Annotated in this window: 21 protein-coding genes, 1 tRNA gene and 1 riboswitch; of the genes, 3 read left to right on the top strand and 19 right to left on the bottom strand. The window is 69.6% G+C overall.

The genetic code is table 11. The features are described from left to right. The 10 genes from gcvPA to VJN29_RS14435 form a co-directional block, all read right to left on the bottom strand. The coding region (gene gcvPA / locus VJN29_RS14480) for an aminomethyl-transferring glycine dehydrogenase subunit GcvPA (protein WP_324144336.1) at positions 1-1,149 on the bottom strand (1,149 nt) is incomplete at its 3' end. 82 nt (positions 1,150-1,231) lie between these two features. Beyond that, a riboswitch (glycine riboswitch) is annotated at positions 1,232-1,347 on the bottom strand. Between the two features lie 45 nt (positions 1,348-1,392). Continuing rightward, complete coding sequence (locus tag VJN29_RS14475; protein WP_324144335.1) at positions 1,393-1,977, bottom strand: MerR family transcriptional regulator; 585 nt, start codon at positions 1,975-1,977, stop codon at positions 1,393-1,395. A 168-nt stretch (positions 1,978-2,145) separates the two neighbouring features. Then, the gene (locus VJN29_RS14470) at positions 2,146-2,640 is read right to left on the bottom strand and encodes a bifunctional nuclease family protein (protein WP_324144334.1); all 495 of its coding nucleotides are present in this window, start codon (positions 2,638-2,640) and stop codon (positions 2,146-2,148) included. Positions 2,641-2,693: 53 nt separating this feature from the next. Further along, complete coding sequence (locus VJN29_RS14465) at positions 2,694-3,452, bottom strand: MerR family transcriptional regulator (RefSeq protein WP_324144333.1); 759 nt, start codon at positions 3,450-3,452, stop codon at positions 2,694-2,696. Positions 3,453-3,464: 12 nt separating this feature from the next. Next, a complete protein-coding gene (locus tag VJN29_RS14460; protein ID WP_324144332.1) occupies positions 3,465-3,911 on the bottom strand; it encodes an FHA domain-containing protein in 447 nt (148 codons plus the stop codon). Between the two features lie 103 nt (positions 3,912-4,014). Beyond that, positions 4,015-4,407: a glycine cleavage system protein GcvH gene (gcvH, locus tag VJN29_RS14455; RefSeq protein WP_324144331.1), complete on the bottom strand. Its 393-nt coding sequence runs from the start codon at positions 4,405-4,407 to the stop codon at positions 4,015-4,017. 164 nt (positions 4,408-4,571) lie between these two features. Beyond that, positions 4,572-5,501 (bottom strand): DUF881 domain-containing protein, encoded by a 930-nt coding sequence (locus VJN29_RS14450; RefSeq protein WP_324144330.1) that lies wholly within the window; start codon positions 5,499-5,501, stop codon positions 4,572-4,574. 463 nt (positions 5,502-5,964) lie between these two features. Then, positions 5,965-6,297 carry a small basic family protein gene (locus VJN29_RS14445; RefSeq protein ID WP_324144329.1) on the bottom strand — a complete coding sequence of 111 codons (333 nt, stop codon included), beginning with the start codon at positions 6,295-6,297 and terminating at the stop codon, positions 5,965-5,967. A 31-nt stretch (positions 6,298-6,328) separates the two neighbouring features. Next, on the bottom strand, positions 6,329-7,318 hold the full coding sequence (locus VJN29_RS14440; RefSeq protein WP_324144328.1) for a DUF881 domain-containing protein: 990 nt from the start codon (positions 7,316-7,318) through the stop codon (positions 6,329-6,331). Next, on the bottom strand, positions 7,315-7,923 hold the full coding sequence (locus tag VJN29_RS14435) for a CDP-alcohol phosphatidyltransferase family protein (RefSeq protein ID WP_324144327.1): 609 nt from the start codon (positions 7,921-7,923) through the stop codon (positions 7,315-7,317). The genes VJN29_RS14440 and VJN29_RS14435 overlap by 4 nt, the downstream gene beginning before the upstream one ends. Positions 7,924-8,099: 176 nt before the next feature. Between VJN29_RS14435 and VJN29_RS14430 the strand changes: the two genes are divergently transcribed. Further along, the gene (locus tag VJN29_RS14430; protein WP_324144326.1) at positions 8,100-9,512 is read left to right on the top strand and encodes a YibE/F family protein; all 1,413 of its coding nucleotides are present in this window, start codon (positions 8,100-8,102) and stop codon (positions 9,510-9,512) included. Between the two features lie 97 nt (positions 9,513-9,609). Here the strand turns inward: VJN29_RS14430 and VJN29_RS14425 are convergent, their stop codons facing one another. Continuing rightward, positions 9,610-10,251 (bottom strand): hypothetical protein, encoded by a 642-nt coding sequence (locus VJN29_RS14425; RefSeq protein ID WP_324144325.1) that lies wholly within the window; start codon positions 10,249-10,251, stop codon positions 9,610-9,612. A gap of 172 nt (positions 10,252-10,423) precedes the next feature. On the opposite strand from VJN29_RS14425, the gene VJN29_RS14420 reads away from it, so the two are divergent. Beyond that, the gene (locus tag VJN29_RS14420) at positions 10,424-13,060 is read left to right on the top strand and encodes an ATP-binding protein (protein WP_324144324.1); all 2,637 of its coding nucleotides are present in this window, start codon (positions 10,424-10,426) and stop codon (positions 13,058-13,060) included. 241 nt (positions 13,061-13,301) lie between these two features. Beyond that, positions 13,302-13,733, top strand: coding sequence for a YccF domain-containing protein (locus VJN29_RS14415; protein ID WP_324144323.1), 432 nt, complete (start codon positions 13,302-13,304; stop codon positions 13,731-13,733). A 76-nt stretch (positions 13,734-13,809) separates the two neighbouring features. Here VJN29_RS14415 and VJN29_RS14410 read toward each other — a convergent pair whose 3' ends face one another. From VJN29_RS14410 to VJN29_RS14375, 8 genes are all read right to left on the bottom strand, one after another. Continuing rightward, positions 13,810-14,631: a sulfite exporter TauE/SafE family protein gene (locus VJN29_RS14410; protein WP_324144322.1), complete on the bottom strand. Its 822-nt coding sequence runs from the start codon at positions 14,629-14,631 to the stop codon at positions 13,810-13,812. 548 nt (positions 14,632-15,179) lie between these two features. Beyond that, positions 15,180-15,253: transfer RNA gene (locus tag VJN29_RS14405), tRNA-Pro, on the bottom strand. 92 nt (positions 15,254-15,345) lie between these two features. Then, positions 15,346-16,833 carry a ribosome biogenesis GTPase Der gene (gene der, locus VJN29_RS14400; RefSeq protein ID WP_324144321.1) on the bottom strand — a complete coding sequence of 496 codons (1,488 nt, stop codon included), beginning with the start codon at positions 16,831-16,833 and terminating at the stop codon, positions 15,346-15,348. Between the two features lie 126 nt (positions 16,834-16,959). Beyond that, positions 16,960-17,694 carry a (d)CMP kinase gene (gene cmk / locus VJN29_RS14395; protein WP_324144320.1) on the bottom strand — a complete coding sequence of 245 codons (735 nt, stop codon included), beginning with the start codon at positions 17,692-17,694 and terminating at the stop codon, positions 16,960-16,962. A gap of 153 nt (positions 17,695-17,847) precedes the next feature. Then, positions 17,848-18,951: a prephenate dehydrogenase gene (locus VJN29_RS14390; protein ID WP_324144319.1), complete on the bottom strand. Its 1,104-nt coding sequence runs from the start codon at positions 18,949-18,951 to the stop codon at positions 17,848-17,850. After that, a complete protein-coding gene (locus tag VJN29_RS14385) occupies positions 18,948-19,910 on the bottom strand; it encodes a pseudouridine synthase (RefSeq protein ID WP_324144318.1) in 963 nt (320 codons plus the stop codon). Before VJN29_RS14385 ends, VJN29_RS14390 begins: the two co-directional genes overlap by 4 nt. Further along, positions 19,907-20,536, bottom strand: coding sequence for an SMC-Scp complex subunit ScpB (gene scpB, locus VJN29_RS14380; RefSeq protein WP_324144317.1), 630 nt, complete (start codon positions 20,534-20,536; stop codon positions 19,907-19,909). The genes VJN29_RS14385 and scpB overlap by 4 nt, the downstream gene beginning before the upstream one ends. Further along, the gene (locus tag VJN29_RS14375; RefSeq protein WP_324144316.1) at positions 20,529-21,458 is read right to left on the bottom strand and encodes a ScpA family protein; all 930 of its coding nucleotides are present in this window, start codon (positions 21,456-21,458) and stop codon (positions 20,529-20,531) included. Before VJN29_RS14375 ends, scpB begins: the two co-directional genes overlap by 8 nt. Positions 21,459-21,468 lie beyond the last annotated feature (10 nt).

The following is a 21,468-nucleotide window of genomic DNA, read 5'->3' as shown; positions in this document are numbered from 1 at the left end:
CGAGGCAAGGTAATGCGCGTTGTTGTGGCACGCGGTCGCCACCTCCCGGAATCCCTCTGGTCCAACCGTGGACATGTAAGCCGTGGCGGCGGTCGCCATCAACCCCTGGTTCGTGCAGATATTGCTGGTCGCCTTCTCCCGGCGGATGTGCTGCTCGCGGGTCTGGAGCGCGAGGCGGTGGGCGGGCTTGCCGTGGGAGTCGACGGACACGCCGACGAGTCGGCCGGGCAGCTGCCGCTCGAGGCCCTTGTGGACCGACATGTAGCCCGCGTGCGGTCCGCCGAAGCCCATGGGCACGCCGAGGCGCTGGGCGCTCCCGGCGGCGATGTCGGCACCCCACTCACCGGGAGGGGCGAAGAGGGTGAGGGCGAGCAGGTCGGCGCATGCGGTGACGAGGGCGCCCGTCGAATGGGCGGCTTCGGCGAGGGCACGCCAGTCCCTCACCTCGCCGGTCGCGTCGGGATACTGCACGACCACGCCGACGACCTGGGCGCCGTCAGCGGCCGCAGCGAGATCCTCGGCAGCGCGGACGCTGCTGAGGTCGGTGACGACGAGGGGGAGGCCGATGGCCGAGGCCCGCGTCCGCATCACGGCGATGGTCTGCGGGAACAGGGAGCGGTCGACGAGCACGACGCCCTCCGTGGCGCGGCTCGCCCGGTGCATGAGCGACATCGCCTCGGCGGCCGCGGTGGCCTCGTCGAGCAGCGATGACCCGGCGATGTCGAGGCCCGTCAGGTCGCTGACGGCGGTCTGGAAGTTGAGCAGCGCCTCGAGCCGACCCTGGGAGATCTCCGGCTGGTACGGCGTGTAGGCCGTGTACCAGGCCGGGTTCTCGAACACGTTGCGGCGCACGACCGGTGGCGTGATGGTGCCGTAGTAGCCGAGGCCGATGAGCGAGGTGAGGACGCGGTTGCGTGACGCGTGGCCTCGCAGCTCCTCGATGACGGCTGACTCGCTCTCGGCGGCCTCGATGCTCAGCGCGTCGGTTGACCTGATCGCCCCGGGGATGGCCCGGTCGCACATGGCGTCGAGGCTTGGCTGCCCCACGACGCGCAGCATCTCCTCGACGTCGTTGGCGTCGGGACCGACGTGCCGGCCCACGAAGTCGGCGAGGGTGGGCGTCAGCGTGGCTTGGGACTGGGACGACATCGGGGCTCCTCACGGATGAGCGGACGAACACACGCCCCGACTGTCGGTGTCCGGCGGCTGTGCCGAAACGTCCTCCAGAGTGCCTCGCCACATGGTTCGGGTGCCTGAGAGGTTCCGGGGAGGTTGCCCCTTCGGCGCCTCGTCGACGGGGGGCGTCACCCGCCTCACGTCGGCCGAGAACTCTCCCATGTGGGTCGCGCGGCGGGCTCAAATCTACCAGCCGCAGCGTTGGACACTCGCCCCTCAGGCCATGCGGCGCGCCTGGCGGCGCGCTGTCAGCTCGTCGTCAGGGTGAGCGGCCGACTGCTCGTCGTCAGCGCGCTCGCTCGGCAGCTGGGCCAGCTCGCCCTCCACCTCGCGCCACACGCGGCCGACCGCGATGCCGAAGACTCCCTGACCGCCCTGCACGAGATCGATGACCTCATCCGCGGACGTGCACTCGTAGACCGAGGCCCCGTCGCTCATCAAGGTGATCTGCGCCAGGTCGTCCACGCCACGCTCACGCAGATGGTCGATGGCGACTCGGATCTGCTGGAGGGAGACACCGGTGTCGAGCAGGCGCTTGACCACCTTGAGCACGAGGATGTCACGGAAGCCGTAGAGCCGCTGGGTGCCCGAGCCGGTTGCGCTTCGCACCGATGGCTCGACGAGTCCGGTGCGGGCCCAGTAGTCGAGCTGTCGGTACGTGATCCCGGCTGCACGACAGGCGGTGGGCCCGCGGTAGCCGACATCGTCGGCCAGCTCCGGAAGGTCGTCGGTGAACAGCATCCCCTGCGAGGGAACCGGGAGACGACCGCCGCCGGGTGCAGCGTCCTCGATGGCGGCCATGGGAGGTCCTCCTCGTCGGAAGGTTATGGGCGTCGAGTGGACGACACCGGGGTAACTACAGTCACGTCGTTCACTTCGACGGTAGATCCCGCGGGAAGGACCGTCAATCACCGGGGCCTGGACCGGGACCGTGTCGGACCCGCTGTCGGACCTGGTGCCCGGTCCCGCTCAGGCGTCCTTGGGCGGGCCCGGCTCTCCGGGCTGCTCGAAGTCCTCGGCAGAAACATGGTCGAGGAACTCCTTGAACCGCTCGACCTCGTCGTCCTCGTCGGAGGAGACCACGATGGCGGCCTCGTCGAGGATGCTCGGCTCGACCAGCACCTTCGAGCCGGTGCGCAGCGCGAGGGCGATGGCGTCCGATGCACGCGAGCTGATCTCGGTCTTGCCATCGATGACGAGGGCGGCATGGAAGACCGAGTCGCGCAGCGCCACGATCCGCACCTCGGTCAGCTCGTGCCCGAGCGCGGCGAGGATGTCGCGCATGAGGTCATGGGTCAGCGGCCGCGGGGGGACCACCCCCTGCTGCGCGTACGTGATCGCGGCGGCCTCGGGCGCGCCGATCCAGATGGGCAGGTAGCGGCCGCCGTCCCGCTCCCGGAGGAGCACGATTGGCTGGTTCGTCGGCATCTCCACACGGACACCCAGGACATCGACCTCTCGCACGCCTCCACCGTACCCCGCGTGGAGCGGGGAAGCTGTGCGCCGGGCCAGCTGGCTCAGCGCGCCAGGCCGGTTCGCACCAGCGCGGTGTGCAGAGCGACGCAGGCCGAGAGGATCTCGGCGGCCAGGTCCTCGCGGGATCCGTTGCCGCGCCGGCTGGCCAGGACCTGGTCGACGAGCCCGATCTCACGGTCCGCGGCGGCCCGAAAGGGGCGCAGATGACGTGGCTCGAGGCCGTGTTCGGCGAGCTGCTTCGCGGCCACGGCGACGTCGACGGCCTCCCCGACGAAGTGGCCCGTGGCGTCGGCACGGAGCAGGCCAAAGCTCTCGAGCGCGGAGAAGAGCGGCTTGTCGATGCCGCTGGCCTCGCGCAGCTCCGGGCCGGTGAGTCGCACGCGCCCACGCGGAACGAGGGTGTCGCGGCGCAGGAGCGCGGGATCCGACGAGCGTGGCGAGGCCGGTGAGGTCGGCAAGGTCGGAGGGGCCGGCAAGGTCGGCGACCGATGTGGCGTCACGGAATCCTCACTGGGATCGGGCAGTCCGCGATCGAGGGCGTCGAGGGCCTCTCGAATGACCTTGAGCGGCCAGAAGCGGTCGCGTTGCGTGGTCAGGACATAGCGGAGGCGCTCGACGTCCTCGGCGCTGAACAAGCGGTAGCCGGCTGGGGTCCGCTCGGGTGTGACGAGGCCCTGGGCCTCGAGGAAGCGCACCTTGGACGACGTGACGTCGGGGAACTCGTCACGCAGCTGCCCCAGCACCTGGCCGATGGTCAGGCCGCCGCGCGTCCCGGGCCCGTCAGGCTGACCCGCACTCATCGAGGCGCTGCGTCAGGCCGCGTAGTAGACAAGCCGGAACTTGCCGATCTGGACCTCGTCCCCGGTCTGGAGGTGGGCCTCCTCGATCCGCTCGCGGTTGACGTAGGTGCCGTTCAGGGATCCGGCGTCGCGGACGCTGTAGCCCTGGTCGCTGCCGATGAAGAGGGCGTGCTTCCTGGAGACCGTGACGTCATCGAGGAAGATGTCGGAGTCAGGGTGACGCCCCGCCGACACCTCGAGGTCGTCGAGGAGGAACCGTGCTCCGGTGTTGGGTCCCCGCAACACGATGAGCAAGGCGGTGCCCGGTCGCAGCGCCTCGATCGTCGCCTGGTCCTCAGCGCTGAGGCCACGGATGTCGTGCGTCTCCACGTACTCGGCGCCTGCGGCGGGCACGCCCTGGAACCGCATCGTGCGGGGTTCGACCGTGAAGTCCTCCTGGTCGGGCTGGTCGCTCGACATCGGTCCTCCTGGAACGCCGTGTGTCTCGGGGTTTCTCCACTCTAGTTCAACCGCAAGCCCCGGTGACGCGCCCACGGGCGTTGAAACGGGGCTCTGGGTCGCGTCAGGTGAGCGTGGCCACGTAGCCGGCCGAGTCGAGCAGGCCATCGAGTGCGGAGCGGTCCTCGATGCGCAGCTCGAACATCCAGCCCTCACCATACGGATCGGAGTTGACCAGCTCGGGGGTGGTGTCGAGTGCATCGTTGACGGCCGTCACCTCGCCGGCGAGGGGCGCGTAGATGTCACTCACGGACTTCGTGGACTCGACCTCACCGCAGGCGTCACCCGCGGCGACCGAGTCGCCGACGGCCGGAAGCGACACGTAGACGACGTCACCCAGGGCGTCCTGTGCGAACGAGGTGATGCCGACGCGGACGACATTGTCCTCGTCACCTTCACGGATCCATTCGTGGTCGCTCGTGTAGCGCAGGTCGGAGGGATAGTCGAGGTCACTCATGTTCGCTCCTGTCAGAACGGCGTCGGATGGGGTGCTCGAGATCTACAGCGACCCAGGGAGGCAGCTGCGCCAACGGTCGGGTCGAATCTACCGGCGGCCGAGCCGCGCCGGGGCGCCAGTCCCCAACTGCCTCGCGACTCGCCCTGCTGGGGCGTCCTGCGGCTTCACTGGCTGGGCTCGGCGTGGGTCAGCGGTTTCGGAGTGTGGGTGGAGGTGATCGCGAGGGACCTCGACTCGTTCACGGAGGCACTGCCCCCCTTCTGTCGGATCGTCTCGACGATGCCGCCCGGGATCGTCATGGCGGACGCCAACGTGTTGGGATCGCCGATCGCCTTGACGAGGACAGGCCGGTTGATCGACCTGCCGTCGACGGACAGGTCGCCGGCAGCGTCGCCCACGAACGAGGACGCGACGACGCGCACTCCCCCGACGTCGATCGACTCGGCACCGGCGTCCCGCAGTTCCTGGATGAGGTCGAGGATCACCGGACCGCTCACCTGGCGATCGGGGTCGCTGATCGACACGGTGATACCCGGTCCCTGCGCGGGCAGGGTCCCCGCCAGGATGCCCAGCGTGTCGGCGCGCTGCTGGGCCAGCTCGAGGGCCTCGCCGCTGCTGTCGGTGCCGCTGAGCAGGGCCTCCTTCCTCTCCTCCAGCTCGCGTACCTGCTCGTCCAGCCGGTTGGAGCGGGCCGAGATGTCGTCGAGGAGACGGATCAGATCCGACTGGCTGAGCTCGCTGAGACCGCGCTCGTTGGTCAGCTGGACCTGGGTGGCGATCCCCACGCCCAGTGCGACGGCGAGCAGGGCACCGAGGACGTTGGCCTTGGTCGTGCGGGGCCGGCCCATGCGAAAGAGGCGTCGCCACGCCGCCTTGCCCTCCACGTGTCCAGATGGGACACCGCCATCGCCGTCCACCGCGCTGTCAGCGGGCGTCACTGCTTCAGGGCCGTATGCCGCTGGGCTGGCTTGCATCACCTGCGCCACCGGGCGGTGTGGCTCGGTTGACGACCCGACGACAGTGCTGTCCGGGTCGACGGCAGGGGCGCCGGGCGGCACGGTCGGATCCACCTCCGCGCCCGCCGAGGCATCCACCGGGGTGGCGGCCTCCTCCGGCTCGGGCGCGGCCTCCTCCGGCTGGGGTTCCTCTGGTTCGGATTCTTCTGGTTCGGGTTCCTCGAGTTCGGGTTCGTCAGTGGCTGACTCCCCCACATCCACCGTCTGCGTAACGGTTCCCTCGGGCTCGACTTGGGCCGCAGGGCCCTCCACCCTGGAGTGCAGCTGGTCCTGGGTTGAGCCCACACCTTCCGGCGCGAGTGCGGTTTCAGCCGGTGCCTCGGCTGGGGTCTCGGAGGTCATCTCGGAGGTCGCCTCGGAGGTCGCCTCGGAGGTAGTCTCGGTGGCCTGCCGCGCGTCAGTCTCGGCTGCCACAGCAGTCGCGTCGAATTTGGCGGTCTCGTGCTCGACGCCCTGCTCGACGCCCTGCGCGACCCCACTGCGGGGCGCTGTCTTCGGCTTCCTGGAGCGCTGGGACTTGCCTCCCTTCCGGCGCGCCATGTCAGGCCTTGAAGAGGTGGCGGCGGATCGAGGCGACGTTGGAGAAGATGCGCACGCCGAGTACGACCACGACCCCGGTGGACAGCTGCGCGCCGACTCCGAGCTGGTCACCGAGGAAGACGATGAACGCCGCGACGACGACGTTGGAGAGGAACGAGACCACGAAGACCTTGTCGTTGAAGATGCCGTCCAGAACAGCACGCACGGCCCCGAAGACCGCGTCCAGAGCCGCGATGACGGCGATCGGGAGGTACGGCTGAAGCCACACGGGCACGGCTGGGTCGAGCAACAGGCCGATCGTCAGCCCGACCAGGAGTCCGAGGGCTGGAATCACGAAGTGCTCCTCTGTGTGTCGTCGCGTGCGGTCACCGGGTGGTTCCGAAGGACTGGTCCGGTTCGTTCGTTTCGGAGGTGACGGTACTCGGACTCGTCGTGGATTCGCTCGATTCACGCACGGCGCCCGTGGTCGCCGAATCTGGGGCCGTCGCAGTACCCTGCATCGGCCGGGCTGCGGTCAGTCGGGTCATGGAGTCGCCCGGCACGGTCAGCCGATCGCTGGCGGCCAGGTCCGAGGTGATCCCGAACTGGTCGCCGAGCTGAGCGAGGTAGGCGCCAGCGAACGACGGCTCGAAGAGCTGCTGCATGCGCGCCGCGTCTCCGAGCACGGTGATGACGTAGGGGGGCGTGATCGGGCGGAAGTTGACGATGATCGCCTGACCGGCGAAGCGGATCGCAGCAGTGGAGGTGAGCCGATGGCCGTTGATCGCAATCGCCTCCGCGCCGACTCCCCACAGGCCGTTGACCACGATCTGCAGGTCGCTCGAGGTGACGCGTCCGGAGTCGAATCCGCTGCTCGGCCGGTCGCCCGGGTTGGGATCTCCCCCGGCTGACGGCGCGTCGTCCATGGTCACGGTGAGGCCGGGCCCGCTCATCGCAACGACGCCGGCCGCGATCTCCAGGTCGCGGATGGTGTCGGTCAGGTCTGCGGCACCTGCCTGACGCAGTTGCAGCGCATCCAGGTCCCCGACCTCCTTGCGGAGCGCGGTGATCTGCGACTCCTGCTGCTGGCCCTCGGCCTGGAGGCTTTCGATCCGCGAGACGAGCTCCGACTTGACGGAGGCCGCGGCGGTCGGGCGGGGCCGCAGCGCTTGGGCTCCGACGGCGAAGAGGAAGCCGGTGAGCACCATCATGATGATCACCGCCGCGGTGCGTGTGGGCGTGGCAGGTGGCAGGCCGGCCGCGGCCCGGCGGTCGGCGGCTTCCTGGTAGCCGCCGTCCAGCGGCCTCTCGAGCATGGAGTTCAGCAGCGTCATCGACTCATCGGGGCGGCGCTGCCCCGGCGGCCCGGTCGTCATCCCGCCTCCAGCCGTGCCCGCGCGAGCACGAACCTCGCCTGCAAGGCGTAAAGGATCGCGGCGAGCCAGTACAGGGCAATGCCCCACCAGGCAAAGCCCCAGCCGATGGGCCGGGCAAGGTCGCCGATCCAGTCCGTCCGGTTGGCGAGCAGCAGGAGCGGGAACGCGTAGAGCAGGTTGAAGGTGGCGGCCTTGCCGACGAAGTGCACCGGAAGGCCGATCTGCCCGCGCATCCGAAGGTGCAGCAGCATCCCCGCCATCGTCACCTCGCGCAGGATGAGCACGGCGACGAGCCAGATCGGAATGATGTCGCGCCACGCCAGCCCGACCAGGGTGGTCAGGATGTAGAGGCGGTCGGCGATCGGGTCAAGCAGCTGGCCGAACCGCGACTCCATGTGGAACGTACGTGCGATCTTGCCGTCGGCGTAGTCGGTGATCCCGCTCAGCATGAGGATCAGCAGCGCCCAGCCGTCCTCCTCGGCCACGATGGCCCAGAGGAAGAGCGGCACGCCGACCAGCCGCATGATGGAGAGCACGTTGGGGAGCGTGAGCAGGCGGCCCGACACCTCGCCCGGGCGCCGCTCCGACACGACCTCGCCATCCACGTGTCAGAGCCTAACCGCCACTCCGGCCCCGGATGTCCTCCGGGGAGGCCCGGCCCGGGGGCGCTTTCCGGGACAGGCGTGGCAAACTCTCCCCCATGCCCGGCGGCCACCTCCACTCCCAACGACATTCACAGACCCATTCGCACCGGGGTGGTTCCCACGTCGAGGTGGGCTCGGTGGCGAGGGTCGCCCTCACCGTTTTCCTCATCCTCGCCGCCGCAGCCACCCTGGTCGGCCTCGTCCGCTACTGGCCGTCCGATGCGTCGGCGACTGATCGCGTTGCGTCGTCCGAGTTCGCCGCACCAGGCGTCACCTTCCCGGTCGCCACCGTCTCGGAGGCGCTGCCCCCGTGTGCGGGTGCCGACAGCCAGGTCGGGGCGCCTCCGGTGGAGAACCAAGGAGGCGACACCGCAAAGGACTCCGCAACCTGCGGCGCCATCCGCGTGGTGCTCGAGCCGGAGACCGGTGACTGGAACGACGAGGTGACCGTGACCATCTCCGTGCCGAGGCCGGTCACGACGTCGGGACTGCAGGCCGGAGACAAGGTCCAGCTGCTCAAGATCCCCGCCCAGGGCACCGAGCCCGCGGCCTACTCCTTCCTCCAGGTCCAGCGCGGCGCCCCCCTCGCCCTGCTCCTTGCGCTCTTCATCCTCGTCGTGGCCATCGTCGCCCGGCTGCGTGGCGTCCTCGCCCTCGTCGGGCTATGTTTCGGCGGGCTCGTCGTCATCACGTTCATGCTGCCGGCCCTCCTCGAGGGGCAGCCCGGCATCCGGGTCGCGCTCATCGCCTCGTCGGCCATCATGTTCGTCGTCCTGTACCTCGCGCACGGGTTGTCGACGCGGACGAGCACCGCCCTCGCGGGAACCCTTTTCGGCGTCGGCATCACCGCCTTCCTCGGGGTCCTGGCGGTCCACCTCGCGCGGTTGAGTGGCGTGGCGGACGATGAAGGCGCCACCCTGGCCGCTTTCAACGAGACGATGCGCCCGCGCGACCTACTGACCGCGGCGATCATCGTCGCCGGACTCGGCGTCCTGAACGACGTGACCATCACCCAGTCGTCGGCCGTGTGGGAGCTGCGCGCAGCGGCACCACACCTGTCGCGACGAGCGCTGTTCCGATCCGCGATGCGGATCGGTCGCGACCACATCGCCTCGTCCATCTACACCATCGTCTTCGCGTACGCCGGTGCCGCGCTCCCCGTGCTCCTGCTGCTCTTCCTGTACGAGCGCCCGGTCCTCGACCTCCTGCAGGCCGAGGCAATGTCCGAGGAGATCGTGCGTACCCTTTCCAGCGCCATCGGACTCGTCCTCGCGGTCCCGGCGACCACGGCCATCGCTGCCCTGACCGTGGGTCGGTCCCGCGAGCCGGAGATCCTGCCGACGGAGGTCATCGATGAGGACGTCGTCCGCGCCACGCAGGCGGACGACACCGTGGTCACCCGACCGCGAACCACCGGACGTGCCCGTCCGGCGACCAGTGTCCTTGAGCACCCCCGGCCCGGGCCCAGCGCAGCGGATCTCCAGCAGCGGGCCGCAGGCACCCATCGGGCGCCCACCTCGCGCGCGGAGGCGCGCTCTCGCAGGCGCTGACGGGGACGATCGAGAGCCCGCCCCGCTGGAAGCGAGGCTTCCAGCGGGGCGGGCTCAGCGGCATACGCCCCATGGCGCCGTGGCACCATGGGGACCGTCAGACGTTGTGCTGGCGCGGGCGGGAGGTGCCGTCCTCTTCCACGTCGGGGCGCCCGTCGCGATCCAGGTCGGTCCGGTCCACGTCGGTCCGGTCCACGTCGGTCCGGTCCAGGTCGTCGCGATCGTGGTCGTGATCGGCGAGATCGCGCTCTCGCACGTCCCGATCACGGAGATCGCGATCGGCGAGATCGCCGTCTCGTACGTCCCGGTCACCCAGGTCACGATCAGCACGGCCGTCGGCATCCATGCGGTTGCCGTGCTCATCGATCCGATATCCCTTGTCATCGGTGCGGACATCCGGGTCCTTGAGGTCAGCCAGGCGCATCTGCTCGTCGCGCTCTCGCCGCACCTCATCGGCGTGACCCGTCCGGCTCCGCGCCTCGGCCGCGAGCCGCTCGGCCTCCAGCTGCTGCCTCTGGGCCTCTGCCTTCGCCAGATCCGAACGGGCCTGCGCCTCAGTGGCGCTGGCCTCCCGCTCGCGAAGCTGGCGCTCGTGCTCGGTGGCCCTCTCGCGGATCTCCGCGGCCTTCGCCCGCTCCGCCTCCGTGCGACGTGCGCCCGAGCGCGAGAGTGCGAAGGCGACGATGCCGCCCACAACGATGATCGCCACGATGATCCAGACGATCGTGCTGCCTTCCATGGAGTCCTCCTGACTCGCGGGAACGAAGCGACTGCTGGTCGCTCGGTGTCCGCATACCCGGTTCGGCACCTGCGGAACCCAATGACGGGCGCACGTGTGGCACCGCGCACGTCTTGACTGACTTCACTCCTTGGAAAGACCCTCATGTCGTCGGGTATGGGAGGGAGTACCGTTGCGCGACCTGCCGACGGGGACGGTGTCGATGCTGTTCTCGGACATCGAGCGCTCCACCTTGCTGCTCACGCGCTTGGGTCGGGACTACACCGAAGCGCTGGATCGGCACCGTGGGTTGCTCCGCTCCGCGTGGGCAGCCGGGGCCGGGACCGAGATGAGCACCGAGGGCGACAGCTTCTTCGTCGTGTTCCCCACGGCCGGCGGCGCCGTCCGGGCAGCAGTTCTTGCCCAACGGGGGCTTGAGGCGGAGGCCTGGCCCGGGGGCGAGCACCTCCGCGTGCGTATCGGCATCCACACCGGGACGCCGCAGCTGCACGACAGCGACTACGTGGGCATGGACGTGCACCGGGCGGCGCGCGTGGCCGCAGCTGCCCACGGAGGTCAGATCGTGCTCACGTCGGCGACAGCCGAGCTCGCCGGGGGCCTCCTGCCCGAAGGCGTGCGGCTGAAGGACCTCGGGACCCACCACTTCAAGGATCTGCCGGAACCGGAGCGAGTGTTCCAGCTCGCCATCGATGGCCTCAAGGAGGACTTCCCCGCCCTGAGGTCTCTCGGGGCGTCGTCCAACCTGCCGATCCCGACGACTCCCTTGGTGGGCCGTGAACCGGCCGTGTCGGAGCTGTCCCGGCTCATCGATCCGCGCGACGTCCGCCTGGTCACACTGACCGGTCCGGGAGGGTCGGGCAAGACCCGTCTGGCCATCGAGGTTGCCGCAAGGATCGCCGCGACCTTTCCCGACGGGGTCTTCTTCGTACCGCTGGCCGCTGTCGCGGACGCGGAAGTGATGTGGACGTCGATCGCCGATGTGCTTGCCCTGCCTCGCGGGGCTCGATCGCCGCAGCGCCTGCTCGAACAGGTGGCTCAGCGGGCGGCGCTTTTCGTGTTCGACAACCTCGAGCAGCTGCACGGCGCCGACGACGTGGTCACCCAGCTGCTCGAGGCTGCACCGCGCGCCACCATCATCACGACCTCTCGACGTGCGTTGGGTGTCCCAGGCGAGCACCTGTACCCCGTTCCACCACTGCCGCTGCCCGTCCGACCGACTCTGTCGAGCGCGAAGGAGTCGCCGGCGGTAAGGCTGTTCGTCCAGCAGGCTCGGAGGGTGCGTCCCGACTTCAGACTGACGGCGGACAACGTGACGCAGGTCGTGGCGATCTGCCGGCAGCTCGACGGCCTGCCATTGGCCATCGAGCTCTCCGCTGCGCGGATTCGCCTCCTCAGTCCCCGGGCGCTGCTGCGACGGATCGACCAGAGCCTTGACGTGGCGACGAGGAGCCGGCAGGCGCCGAGCAGACAGCGAACTCTGCGCGAAACGATCGCATGGTCGTATCACCTGTTGTCGGCCCAGCACCAGGCGTTCTTCCGCCGTCTGGGTGTCTTCGCCGGTGGCGCAGACCTCGATGCCGTCGCTGCGGTGTCAGAGGGTGTCTCGTTGGGCTCACCGCCTGCCGACCCCTTGGACCACCTGGCCGAGTTGGTCGATGCCAGCCTCGTCGTGATGTCGGATGGTCCGGACGGTGAGCCTCGCATCACCTTGCTCGAGACGATTCGCTCCTTCGCCCGCGACCAGCTGCGGGACGCGGGCGAGCTGGACGTGGTCCACTCAGCCCATGCCCAGTACTACCTGCAGGTCGCCGAAAGGCTGCAAGGGCTGCGCGCCGTCGACCATCTGCTCGCCCTGCACCAGGCGGAGACCGAGCTCGACAACTTCCGCGAGGCCCTGGCGTGGGCGTTGCGATCCCGTGGGGGCCCAGGCCGCGACGGGGACGCCGACGCGGCGACCGACCTCCGACTGTCCTCGTCGCTCGGTTGGCTTTGGTACACGGGCGGATACGTCCTGGAGGGAAGTCGCTGGCTCGAGCAGGCCCTGGACCGCCCGGAACGGGCCCCGTCGGGTCAGCTCGCCGAAGGCCTCGCGCTGTATGCCAACCTGCTGATCACTCAAGGTGCCCTCGAGCGAGCCGGTGAGCTCGCCCTCCAGAGCCTCACCATGGCACGCGTCGTCGGCGACGACCCGCGGGAGGCCTATGCGATGGTCGTGCTGGGGACGGCACAGCTCCACCAGGGTGACGTCCACACTGCACGCCAGACCTTCGAGGATGCCCTGGTCCTCAATCGTCGAATTGGCGACCCGGACCGGGTTCACCGCGCACTGGGCAACCTGGCTGGTGTCGAGGAGGAGCTCGGCAACTTCGCCCACGCCGAAGAGCTGACTCAGGAGGCGCTGGGGATCGTCCGACAGGCCGGAGACGCGCACGAGGTGGCAGTCCAGAGCCAGAACCTCGCTCACCTGTTGACAGTGAGCGGCCGCGCCGAGGAGGCCGCCGAGATCGCCAGGTCACTCATCGACTCGGTCCTGCAGCTGCGCAGCCCCAACCTGACGATGGCGTTCGCGAACACGTACATGAACATCCTCCTCCGACTCGGTGACCCCTTCCGCGCTGCGCAGCTGCTCGGCTCGGAGCAGGCCATGAGGGTGCGGTTGTCGTTGCCGAACCCGCACGAGGACGAAGAGCTGGCAGAGGCATGGATCACCGCGAAGGATGTGATCTCCCGCCGAGACTGGGAGCTCGAGATCCAGAGGGGGCGCGAGACCGAGTTGGAGGCACTCCTTGCCAGCCTGAGCGACCGCTGATCACCCGACTGCTGACCACCATCCGGCACGCAGCCAGGACGAGGTCACCGGGCCGAGGCGACGTTGACCGACACCGAGGAGCCCTGCCTCCATGAGCGTCTCGTTTCCTGGTGCGACCAAGGTGTGCCCCTGCCCTTGCTTCCCGGCAGGGGCAAGAGTCCTGTCGTATGCCGCTGGGCTCGCTCCCACGCGAGCCGCGCTCTCCCCGCGGGGCGGGGTCGACGGGCCCTATCGTGATCCCGTGCGGACTATCGGCAACTTCCTCTGGTTTCTGCTCGCCGGCTGGTGGCTGGCGCTGGGTTACGTCCTGGCCGGTCTCCTGGCCATCGTGCTGATCATTACCATCCCGTTCGGCATCGCGTCCTTCCGGCTGGCCGGTTACGTCGTCTGGCCCTTCGGGCGGACCGTCGTCGTCAGTCGAGAGGCGGGCATCTGGTCGCTGGTCGGCAACGTTCTCTGGATCGTGCTCTTCGGCTGGGAGCTGGCGCTGATCCACCTGACTGCGGGGCTGCTGCTGTGCCTGACGATCATCGGTATCCCGTTCGGCGTGGCCTGCTGGAAGATGGTGCCGCTCGCGCTCATCCCCCTGGGCACTCGCGTGGTGCCTGTCTCGGCAGTCGATAGCGACCGCTACGGGGTGCCGGTGGGCAACGAGCCGGCCCGCCCCGCCTGACCCCTTCGGTGCTACCGGGACGTGCTGTCGCGTTGCGGTCCCCTCGCGCCGAGGCACGGCGCCGAATGCGGGCCGCTCACCCGACGAGCGGGAGGCTGCTCGCCGCGGTGTAGAGGGCAACGACGATCAGGAGGACCGCGAACGACGCAGTGAGGTGCCGGGGGTTCGTGCGCGCCGCGAGGCGCCCTCCAACCACGCTTCCGACAACGGCAACCATCGTGAACGTCGCGATCAGCGGCCAGTCCAGCTCGCTGGCCCCGGGCGGGCCGGTGGTGAGGCGTGCGGCGAGCGCAGTGGCGCTGTTGACCGCGATGACCAGCAGTGACGTCCCAACGGCCGTCGGCATCGAGAATCCGAGCGCGAGCACCAGGGCCGGCACGAGCACGAATCCACCTCCGACGCCGAAGAATCCCGTGAGCAGGCCCACGAGGGATGCTGTCCCGATGACCTTGGCCACGCGAGGGCACGCGCACGAGAAGGGCCGGATGGTGACCAGGGGCTCGTTCGGAGGATCGAGGACGTCGTTGGGGTGGCGGACTGAGCGGCGAGCGCGGCGCAGCATGAGGGTCGCGACCGCGAGCATGAGTCCCGCGAAGAGCAGGAGCAGGAGGTTGGGCTCGACCGACGTGGACAGGGCCGTGCCGAGGAAGGATCCGGCGGTGCCGAGTACCCCGAACAGGGTTCCCTGCCCGAAGCGCACTCGGCGGGCACGCGCGTGTTGCACGAGGGCGATGACGGAGGTGATGCCGACGATGAGCAGAGAGCTCGTCGTCGCCGAGCGCGGGCTCTGGCCCAGCACATGGACGAGCGCCGGAACGGTGAGGATCGAGCCGCCGCCACCGAGCGCGCCCAAGGACAGCCCGACGAGCAGCCCCAGTGGGACCACGAGCAGCGGCACGTCTAATCTCCTTGCGCGGCGGTCGAACCGAGATCTCTGGCCCGGAGGTGCTCCGAGGCCGAGGTGCGGTTGCGCGAATCGTTGAACGGGTTGGCTCTCGGGGTCGCTCAGGCGGCGATGATGGGCGGCCCGGAGGGGGCCATGGCTTGTTCCTTTCGGGGAACGGGTCGCTCCGGGGTTCCCTACTAGTCCTCGGACCCCACCGTTCCCATACCCCCCGGGGTATTGGTTTCAAAGACACACTAACCCGGCGCCAGGCATGAGCGCCAATTCGAAGGGCGGACAGCGGGATGGCCGATTGCGCACCAGTCGCGCAGGATGTTCGCCGCCGCGACGTCCACGACCACACGCCAGCACCACGGGTGTAGTGCTCGACCGGCACACCACTGGTCAGCCATCAAGGCAAGGCCGCCGGCCGACACCTCCCGGCGGCGCTGACCGGCGTTGGTGACCAGTCTGAGAGGCAAGAGCCCTGCCGGCGATGATCCGACAGGGCTCTCGCCTGTTCGAGCAGGTCAGCAACGGTATTCGTGCCGCCTGCCACACGGTCGGGCTGACAGGATTTGAACCTGCGACCCCTTGACCCCCAGTCAAGTGCGCTACCAAGCTGCGCCACAGCCCGCTGCCCCGCGGGGCGAACGAAACCTTAGCGCACCGATGTCATCGCTTCCGAATCGGGGCCACGTGAGGCACCCGGTCGCCGGCGATCTCAGGTCAGCGGCGACGCTTCTCCCGCACGCGCACCGACACCTCGATCGGCGTCCCGTCGAAGCCGAACTGCTCCCGCAGCCGCCGTTCCAGGAACCGGCGGTATCCGGCCTCGATGAAGCCTGACGCGAAGATCACGAACCGTGGGGGCCGCGTCGACGCCTGGGTGGCGAAGAGGATCCGCGGTTGCTTGCCACCTCGCACCGGGTGTGGGTGGGCGGCCACGACCTCGCCGAGGAAGGCGTTGAGCCGCCCGGTCGGGATCCGGGTGTCCCACGACTCGAGCGCCGTCTCGAGCGCCGGCACCAGGCGGTCGAGGTGGCGCCCGGTCCGAGCCGAGAGGTTGACGCGCGGCGCCCAGGGCACCTGGACGAGCTCCTTCTCGATCTCGCGCTCCAGGTAGTAGCGGCGTTCCTCGTCGAGCAGGTCCCACTTGTTGTAGGCGATGACCAGGGCTCGGCCTGCCTCGATGACCTGCTGGACGACGCGAATGTCCTGCTCCGCGATCGGCTGCTCCGCGTCGATCAGCACGACCGCCACCTCGGCCTTCTCCAGCGCGGTGTGAGTGCGCAGCGAGGCGTAGAAATCGGCCCCGCGGGTCTGGTGCACCCGCCGCCTGATGCCGGCCGTGTCGACGAAACGCCAGGTCTTGCCACCGAGCTCGACGAGCTCGTCCACGGGGTCACGCGTCGTTCCGGCGACGGTGTCGACGACGACCCGTTCGGCCCCGGCGAGCTTGTTGAGCAGGCTCGACTTGCCGACGTTCGGCCGCCCGATCAGGGCGACACGGCGAGGCCCGCCCTGGGCGTAGGCACCGTGGGCCGAGACCTGCGGGAGCACCTCCAGGACGGCGTCGAGCGCGTCACCGCTCCCCCGGCCGTGCAGAGCGGAGACCGGCCAGGGCTCGCCGAGCCCCAGGTTCCACAGGGCGGTCGCGTCCGCCTCGCCGCGCTGGTCGTCGACCTTGTTGGCGATGAGCACGACCGGCTTGCCGGACTTGCGCAGCAGCTTGACAACCGCCTCGTCGTCGTCTGTCGCTCCGACAGTGGCGTCGACGACGAACATCACGACATCGGCCAGCTCGATGGCGATCTCGGCCTGCTCCGCGACGCGCAGATGGATGCCTGTCGCGTGGGACTCCCAGCCCCCCGTGTCCACGATGGTGAACCGGCGACCACCCCATTCCCCCTCGTAGGACACCCGGTCGCGCGTGACTCCGGGCACATCCTCGACCACCGCCTCCCGACGGCGCAGGATCCGGTTGACGAGGCTGGACTTGCCCACGTTGGGCCGCCCCACGACGGCGACCACCGGGAGCGGGCCGTGCCTCGCCTCGTCGCCGAGCAGCGCATCGTGGGTGTCGAGGAGCGCCTCGTCCTCGGCGCTCAGCTCGAACTCATCCAGGCCGACTCGAAGGGCGCGCTCGACCGACCCGTCGTCCTCCGCGGAGATCGGGGCGCCCGCTGCGTCCGGGCGGGCGGTCTCGTCAGTCACGGTGTCCTCGAATCAGTCGTGTGGGAAGTGTGCCTTCATGGCCTGAGCGCATGGCCGGATGCCGTCACGCGCTCACGACGAAACTCCATTGTCCACCAGCGCGGGACACACCGGCGACGCACGACCTCAGGCGCGGGCGGCCGAAACGACCTGCAGCACCGCCTCGACCGAGCCCTCGAAGTCCAGGTGGGACGTGTCGATCGTCGTGACGCCGTCGGCCGCCACGATGAACTGGGAGACGGTCGAGTCTGCCTTGTCCCGGTCGATGACCTGCGAGCGCGTCGCGTCGATGGAGGCCGCGTCGGCGTCACCGTGCAGCTCCCTCGACCGGCGGGCCAGCCGCGCCTCCTCGGAAGCCGTCAGCAGGATGCGCACTGGAGCATCGGGCGCGACGACCGTCGTGATGTCGCGACCCTCGACCACGACCCCGCCTCGCGCCGCTCCGGCCTCCGAGATGAGGTCGCGCTGCAGCTCTCGCAGCACCTCGCGCACTGGGACCACGGTGGCCACCTTCGAGACGGTGGTCGAGATCCGCGGCTCGCGGATGGCGATCGCCACGTCGGTGCCGCCGACTGACACGCTGGGGTCGTCGGGGTCCGTGCCGATGACGAGCGGGAAGTCCGTCGCCGCCGAGAACACCGCCGCCGGATCGTCCAGGTCGATCCCTTGGGCGAGGCACCACCAGGTCAGGGCGCGGTACATCGCGCCGGTGTCCAGGTAGGCATAGCGCAGCGCGCGGGCCACCTGTTTCGAGACACTCGACTTCCCCGATCCCGACGGGCCGTCGATGGCAACCACGCACCCGGACAGGGCGTGGTCGGTTGGCCGGGGCACGTCGGATTCGACGGGGGTCTGCGGCATGGGCGGCAGCCTAGTGGCCGACAGCCACCACCCGACGCGGCCGTCCCCCGGGGCAGGTGGCCACCAGAGCGACACCAGGCCGTATGCCGCTGAGCTGGCCCAGCGGCATACGGCTGAGTGACGCCGTTGCCGGGGTCACGCAACGTGACGGTCTCAGTCGTGCAGCTGCCAGCCGAGCCTGGTGAGGGTCTCCTCGAGTGGCTCCGCCGCCGAGGGGACCACCGAGATGTAGGCCACGCCGAAGGGCTGACCCAGCCCGTGCTCGAGGTGCATGTCCTCGAGGTTGATGCCGGCGTCACCCATGTCCGTGAGGAGGCGGGCCAGGGATCCAGGCTGGTCCGGCACGAGCACGGAGACGACAGCGTAGGCGGTGGGCGCGCTGCCGTGCTTGCCCGGGATCCTTGCGTGCCCGAGGTTGCCGGCCTCGAGCATCCCGCTGAGCGTGCCCAACGACCCCTCCCCCTCGCCCTCGCCCTCGACGAGTCCCTCGAGGGCGCCGACGACCGCGTCGACCTGGGCTCGCAGGTCGAGCAGGACGTCGCGGACCGCCCTGGCGTTGCCCGCGAGGATCTGCGTCCAGAGCCGCGGGTCGCTCGCCGCGATCCGGGTGACGTCGCGCAGTCCCTGGCCGGCGAGCCCGACGGCCGGCTCGGGAAGCTCCCGGAGACACGACGCCACGATGCTCGCGGCGACCTGGGGCACGTGGGACACGGCCGCGACGGCCTCGTCGTGCTCGCGGGCCGGCATGACGCGAACCGCCGAGCCCACCAGCGTCGCGATCTCGCGGATCGCGTCGACGGCCTCCTCGGCCGAGCCCTCGTGCGGCACGACCACCCAGGCCCGCCCGTCGAAGAGGTCGCGCCGAGCGGCCGCCGCACCGGATCGTTCGCGACCCGCCATCGGGTGTGACCCGACGTAACGGGACGCGTCAGCACCGGACCGCAGCACCCTGTCGAGCACCGTCTGCTTCACCGACGCGACATCGGTCACGACGGACCGGGACCACCGCCCGAGCGCCGCGACGACAACGTCCGCGGTCACGTCCGGCGGCGCCGCGACGACCACGATGTCGGGCTCGTCCTCCGGGTCGAGCTGCGAGGGCAGGCGGCCAGCACCGAGGTCTCGGGCGAGTCGCCGGGCCGTCGGTGAAGGGTCCTCGAGTGAAACGTCAAATCCCTTGGCCGACAACGCGATTCCGAGGCTCGTGCCGATGAGCCCGGTGCCGATGACCCGGACGTGCGCGGTCCCGGGCCTCACAGCCCGGCGGCCTTGTAGAGGGCGCCGACCTCCGCCTTGTTGAGCCTGCGCGTGCGACCGGAGCGCAGGTCGGCGAGACGGATGGGGCCCACCTCGGTCCGGACCAGCTCGAGGACCGGGTGGCCGACCGCCTCGAGCATCCGCCGCACCACGTGCTTGCGACCCTCGTGCAGCACCACCTCGATCATGGCCTTCCCCGGCTGAGAGTCGACGACCTTGAACGAGTCGACCTGGACTGGACCGTCCTCGAGCTCGACGCCCGCACGCAACTGCCTGCCGACGTCCTTGCCGACGGGACCGCGGACGGTGGCGAGGTAGGTCTTGAGGACGCCATGGCTCGGGTGTTGCAGTCGGTGGGCCAGATCCCCGTCGTTCGTGAGCAGGAGCAGGCCCTCGGTGTCGGCGTCGAGCCGGCCGACGTGGAAGAGTCGTTGTTCGCGGTTGCCGACGTAGTCGGCGAGGCTGACGCGGCCGAGGTCGTCGTTCATCGTCGTGACGACACCCTTGGGCTTGTTGAACGCCAGGTACACCCGGTCCTCGTCGAGGTTGACCCGCACCCCGTCGACGTGGACGACCTGCGTGCGCGGGTTGATCCTGACGCCCAGCTCGGTGACGACGTGGCCGTCCACCTCCACGCGGCCCTGCTCGATGAGGTTCTCGCACACCCGGCGAGAGCCGACTCCGGCCGCTGCCATGAGCTTCTGCAGCCGCACGCCCTCGGGGTCGTGGACGTCCACCGGCGGACTGGCCGGACGGCTCGGGAGCTTGGTCGGCTGGCTCGGCTTCGTCGAACCGGCGAAGCGGGCGCCGGTCCCGCGCTTCGACCCCGGCTTGGACCCGGGCTTGGAGCCGGGCTTGGACGCTGACTTGGACCCTGAGCGAGCGGCCGAACCGCCCTTGGGCGTGGAGCCGGACTGGCGCTTGCGTGGCTGACGCGGCGACCTGCTGTGCTCACTCATCCGTGACCTTCCTCGATCAGCTCGTCGATGACATCCACGTCCGGCAGGAAGGGCGCGAGCGGCGGTAGCTCGTCCAGCGATGAGAGGCCCATTCGTTGCAGGAAGAAGGGCGTGGTCCGGTAGAGGATTGCCCCGCTCTCACCCATCTCCTCCACCTCTTCGATGAGCCCACGGGACATCAGTGTGCGGACCACGCCGTCGACGTTGACACCGCGGACGGCGCTGACCCTCGCCCTCGAGACCGGCTGCCGGTAGGCGATGACCGCCAGCGTCTCGAGCGAGGCCTGGGTCAGTCTGGCCTGCTGCCCGTCGAGGACGAACTTCTCCACGACGGGTGCGTAGTCGGCCCGGCTGTACATCCGCCATCCACCGGCCACGTTGCGCAGGGTGAACCCCCGGGAGGCGGCCGCATACTCCTCCTCCAGGCCCCGGAGGTGCGCATGGACGTCGTCCACCGGCAGCTCCAGCGCTGAGGCCAGAGCCATCTCGGACACCGGCTCGTCGACGACCATGAGCACCGCCTCGAGCGCGGACCGCGCCCCACCGGGGAAGTCGCTGATGTCGAAGGCGATCTGTTCGTCGGTCGGCTGCCCGGGGTCAGGAGCCGCCACGTCGTCCTCACTCATGGTCCGCTCCCTCGGTTGGGCGTTCATCGTGGTCCTCGTCGGGCTCGTCCTCGTCGGGCTCGTCCTCGTCGAACTCGTCGTCGATCGCGACGTCGCCCTGCTCACTGCCGGTCCAACGGATGTCGAGCTCACCGAGTGCCTGGGCCTGCTCGAAGGCGATGGCCGCCTCCTTGAACAGCTCGAGCAGGGCGAGGAACCGGGCCACGATGACGAGGGTGCTGTCCGCGTCCGCCACGAGACTCCGGAAGGACACCTGCCCGCGTGCCCGGAGGCGGGTCACCATGATGGCGGCCTGCTCCCGCACGCTGACCTGAGGTGCGTGGAGGTGCTCGAGCCCGACCGTGCGCGGTGCCTTGGGGGTCATGGCACGGGCTGCGATCATGGCCAGCTGCTCCGGCGTCACGGTGATGACGAGCTCGGGCAGCAGATCCGCGAACTGCGGGTCCAGGCCGGCCTGCCTCGCTGTGATCCGGCCCGACGTGGACATCCGTTCCTGGAAGGTCTGGGCGATCTCCTTGTAGGCGCGGTACTGCAGCAGGCGGGCGAAGAGCAGGTCCCGTGCCTCGATGAGGGCCAGGTCCTCGTCGTCCTGGGGTCCTGACTGGGGCAGCAGGCTAGATGCCTTGAGGTCGAGCAGCGTGGCGGCGACGAGGAGGAACTCCGATGCCTGGCTGAGGTCCCAGTCGTTGTCCGTCGTCTGGGCCGCCTTGATGTGCGCCACGAAGTCGTCGGTCACCTTGGCGAGGGCCACCTCGGTGATGTCGAGCTTGTGCTTGCTGATCAGCCCGAGCAGCAGCTCGAACGGCCCCGAGAAGACGTCGAGATGCACCTCGAAGGGCGCCGCGGAGCGGCGCGTGAGGACGCCTCCGGGTACGGCTGTGTCGTCGACCGGTGGGCGGCCGACCGCGTCGAGCTCAGTCATCACGGTTGGC

Source organism: Intrasporangium sp. (assembly GCF_035280925.1).
In the GTDB taxonomy this organism is placed as follows: domain Bacteria; phylum Actinomycetota; class Actinomycetes; order Actinomycetales; family Dermatophilaceae; genus Intrasporangium.
This window is presented reverse-complemented; position numbering and strand designations above follow the sequence as displayed.

What these genes read in the sequence shown, in the direction of transcription:
- scpB (WP_324144317.1), bottom strand. Translation starts at nt 20,536, where the DNA reads ATGAGTGAGGACGACGTGGCGGCTCCTGACCCCGGGCAGCCGACCGAC.
- VJN29_RS14475 (WP_324144335.1), bottom strand. Translation starts at nt 1,977, where the DNA reads ATGGCCGCCATCGAGGACGCTGCACCCGGCGGCGGTCGTCTCCCGGTT.
- gcvH (WP_324144331.1), bottom strand. Translation starts at nt 4,407, where the DNA reads ATGAGTGACCTCGACTATCCCTCCGACCTGCGCTACACGAGCGACCAC.
- cmk (WP_324144320.1), bottom strand. Translation starts at nt 17,694, where the DNA reads ATGCCGCAGACCCCCGTCGAATCCGACGTGCCCCGGCCAACCGACCAC.
- VJN29_RS14440 (WP_324144328.1), bottom strand. Translation starts at nt 7,318, where the DNA reads ATGACGACCGGGCCGCCGGGGCAGCGCCGCCCCGATGAGTCGATGACG.
- VJN29_RS14465 (WP_324144333.1), bottom strand. Translation starts at nt 3,452, where the DNA reads ATGAGTGCGGGTCAGCCTGACGGGCCCGGGACGCGCGGCGGCCTGACC.
- VJN29_RS14385 (WP_324144318.1), bottom strand. Translation starts at nt 19,910, where the DNA reads ATGAGTGAGCACAGCAGGTCGCCGCGTCAGCCACGCAAGCGCCAGTCC.
- VJN29_RS14460 (WP_324144332.1), bottom strand. Translation starts at nt 3,911, where the DNA reads ATGTCGAGCGACCAGCCCGACCAGGAGGACTTCACGGTCGAACCCCGC.
- VJN29_RS14375 (WP_324144316.1), bottom strand. Translation starts at nt 21,458, where the DNA reads ATGACTGAGCTCGACGCGGTCGGCCGCCCACCGGTCGACGACACAGCC.
- VJN29_RS14425 (WP_324144325.1), bottom strand. Translation starts at nt 10,251, where the DNA reads ATGGAAGGCAGCACGATCGTCTGGATCATCGTGGCGATCATCGTTGTG.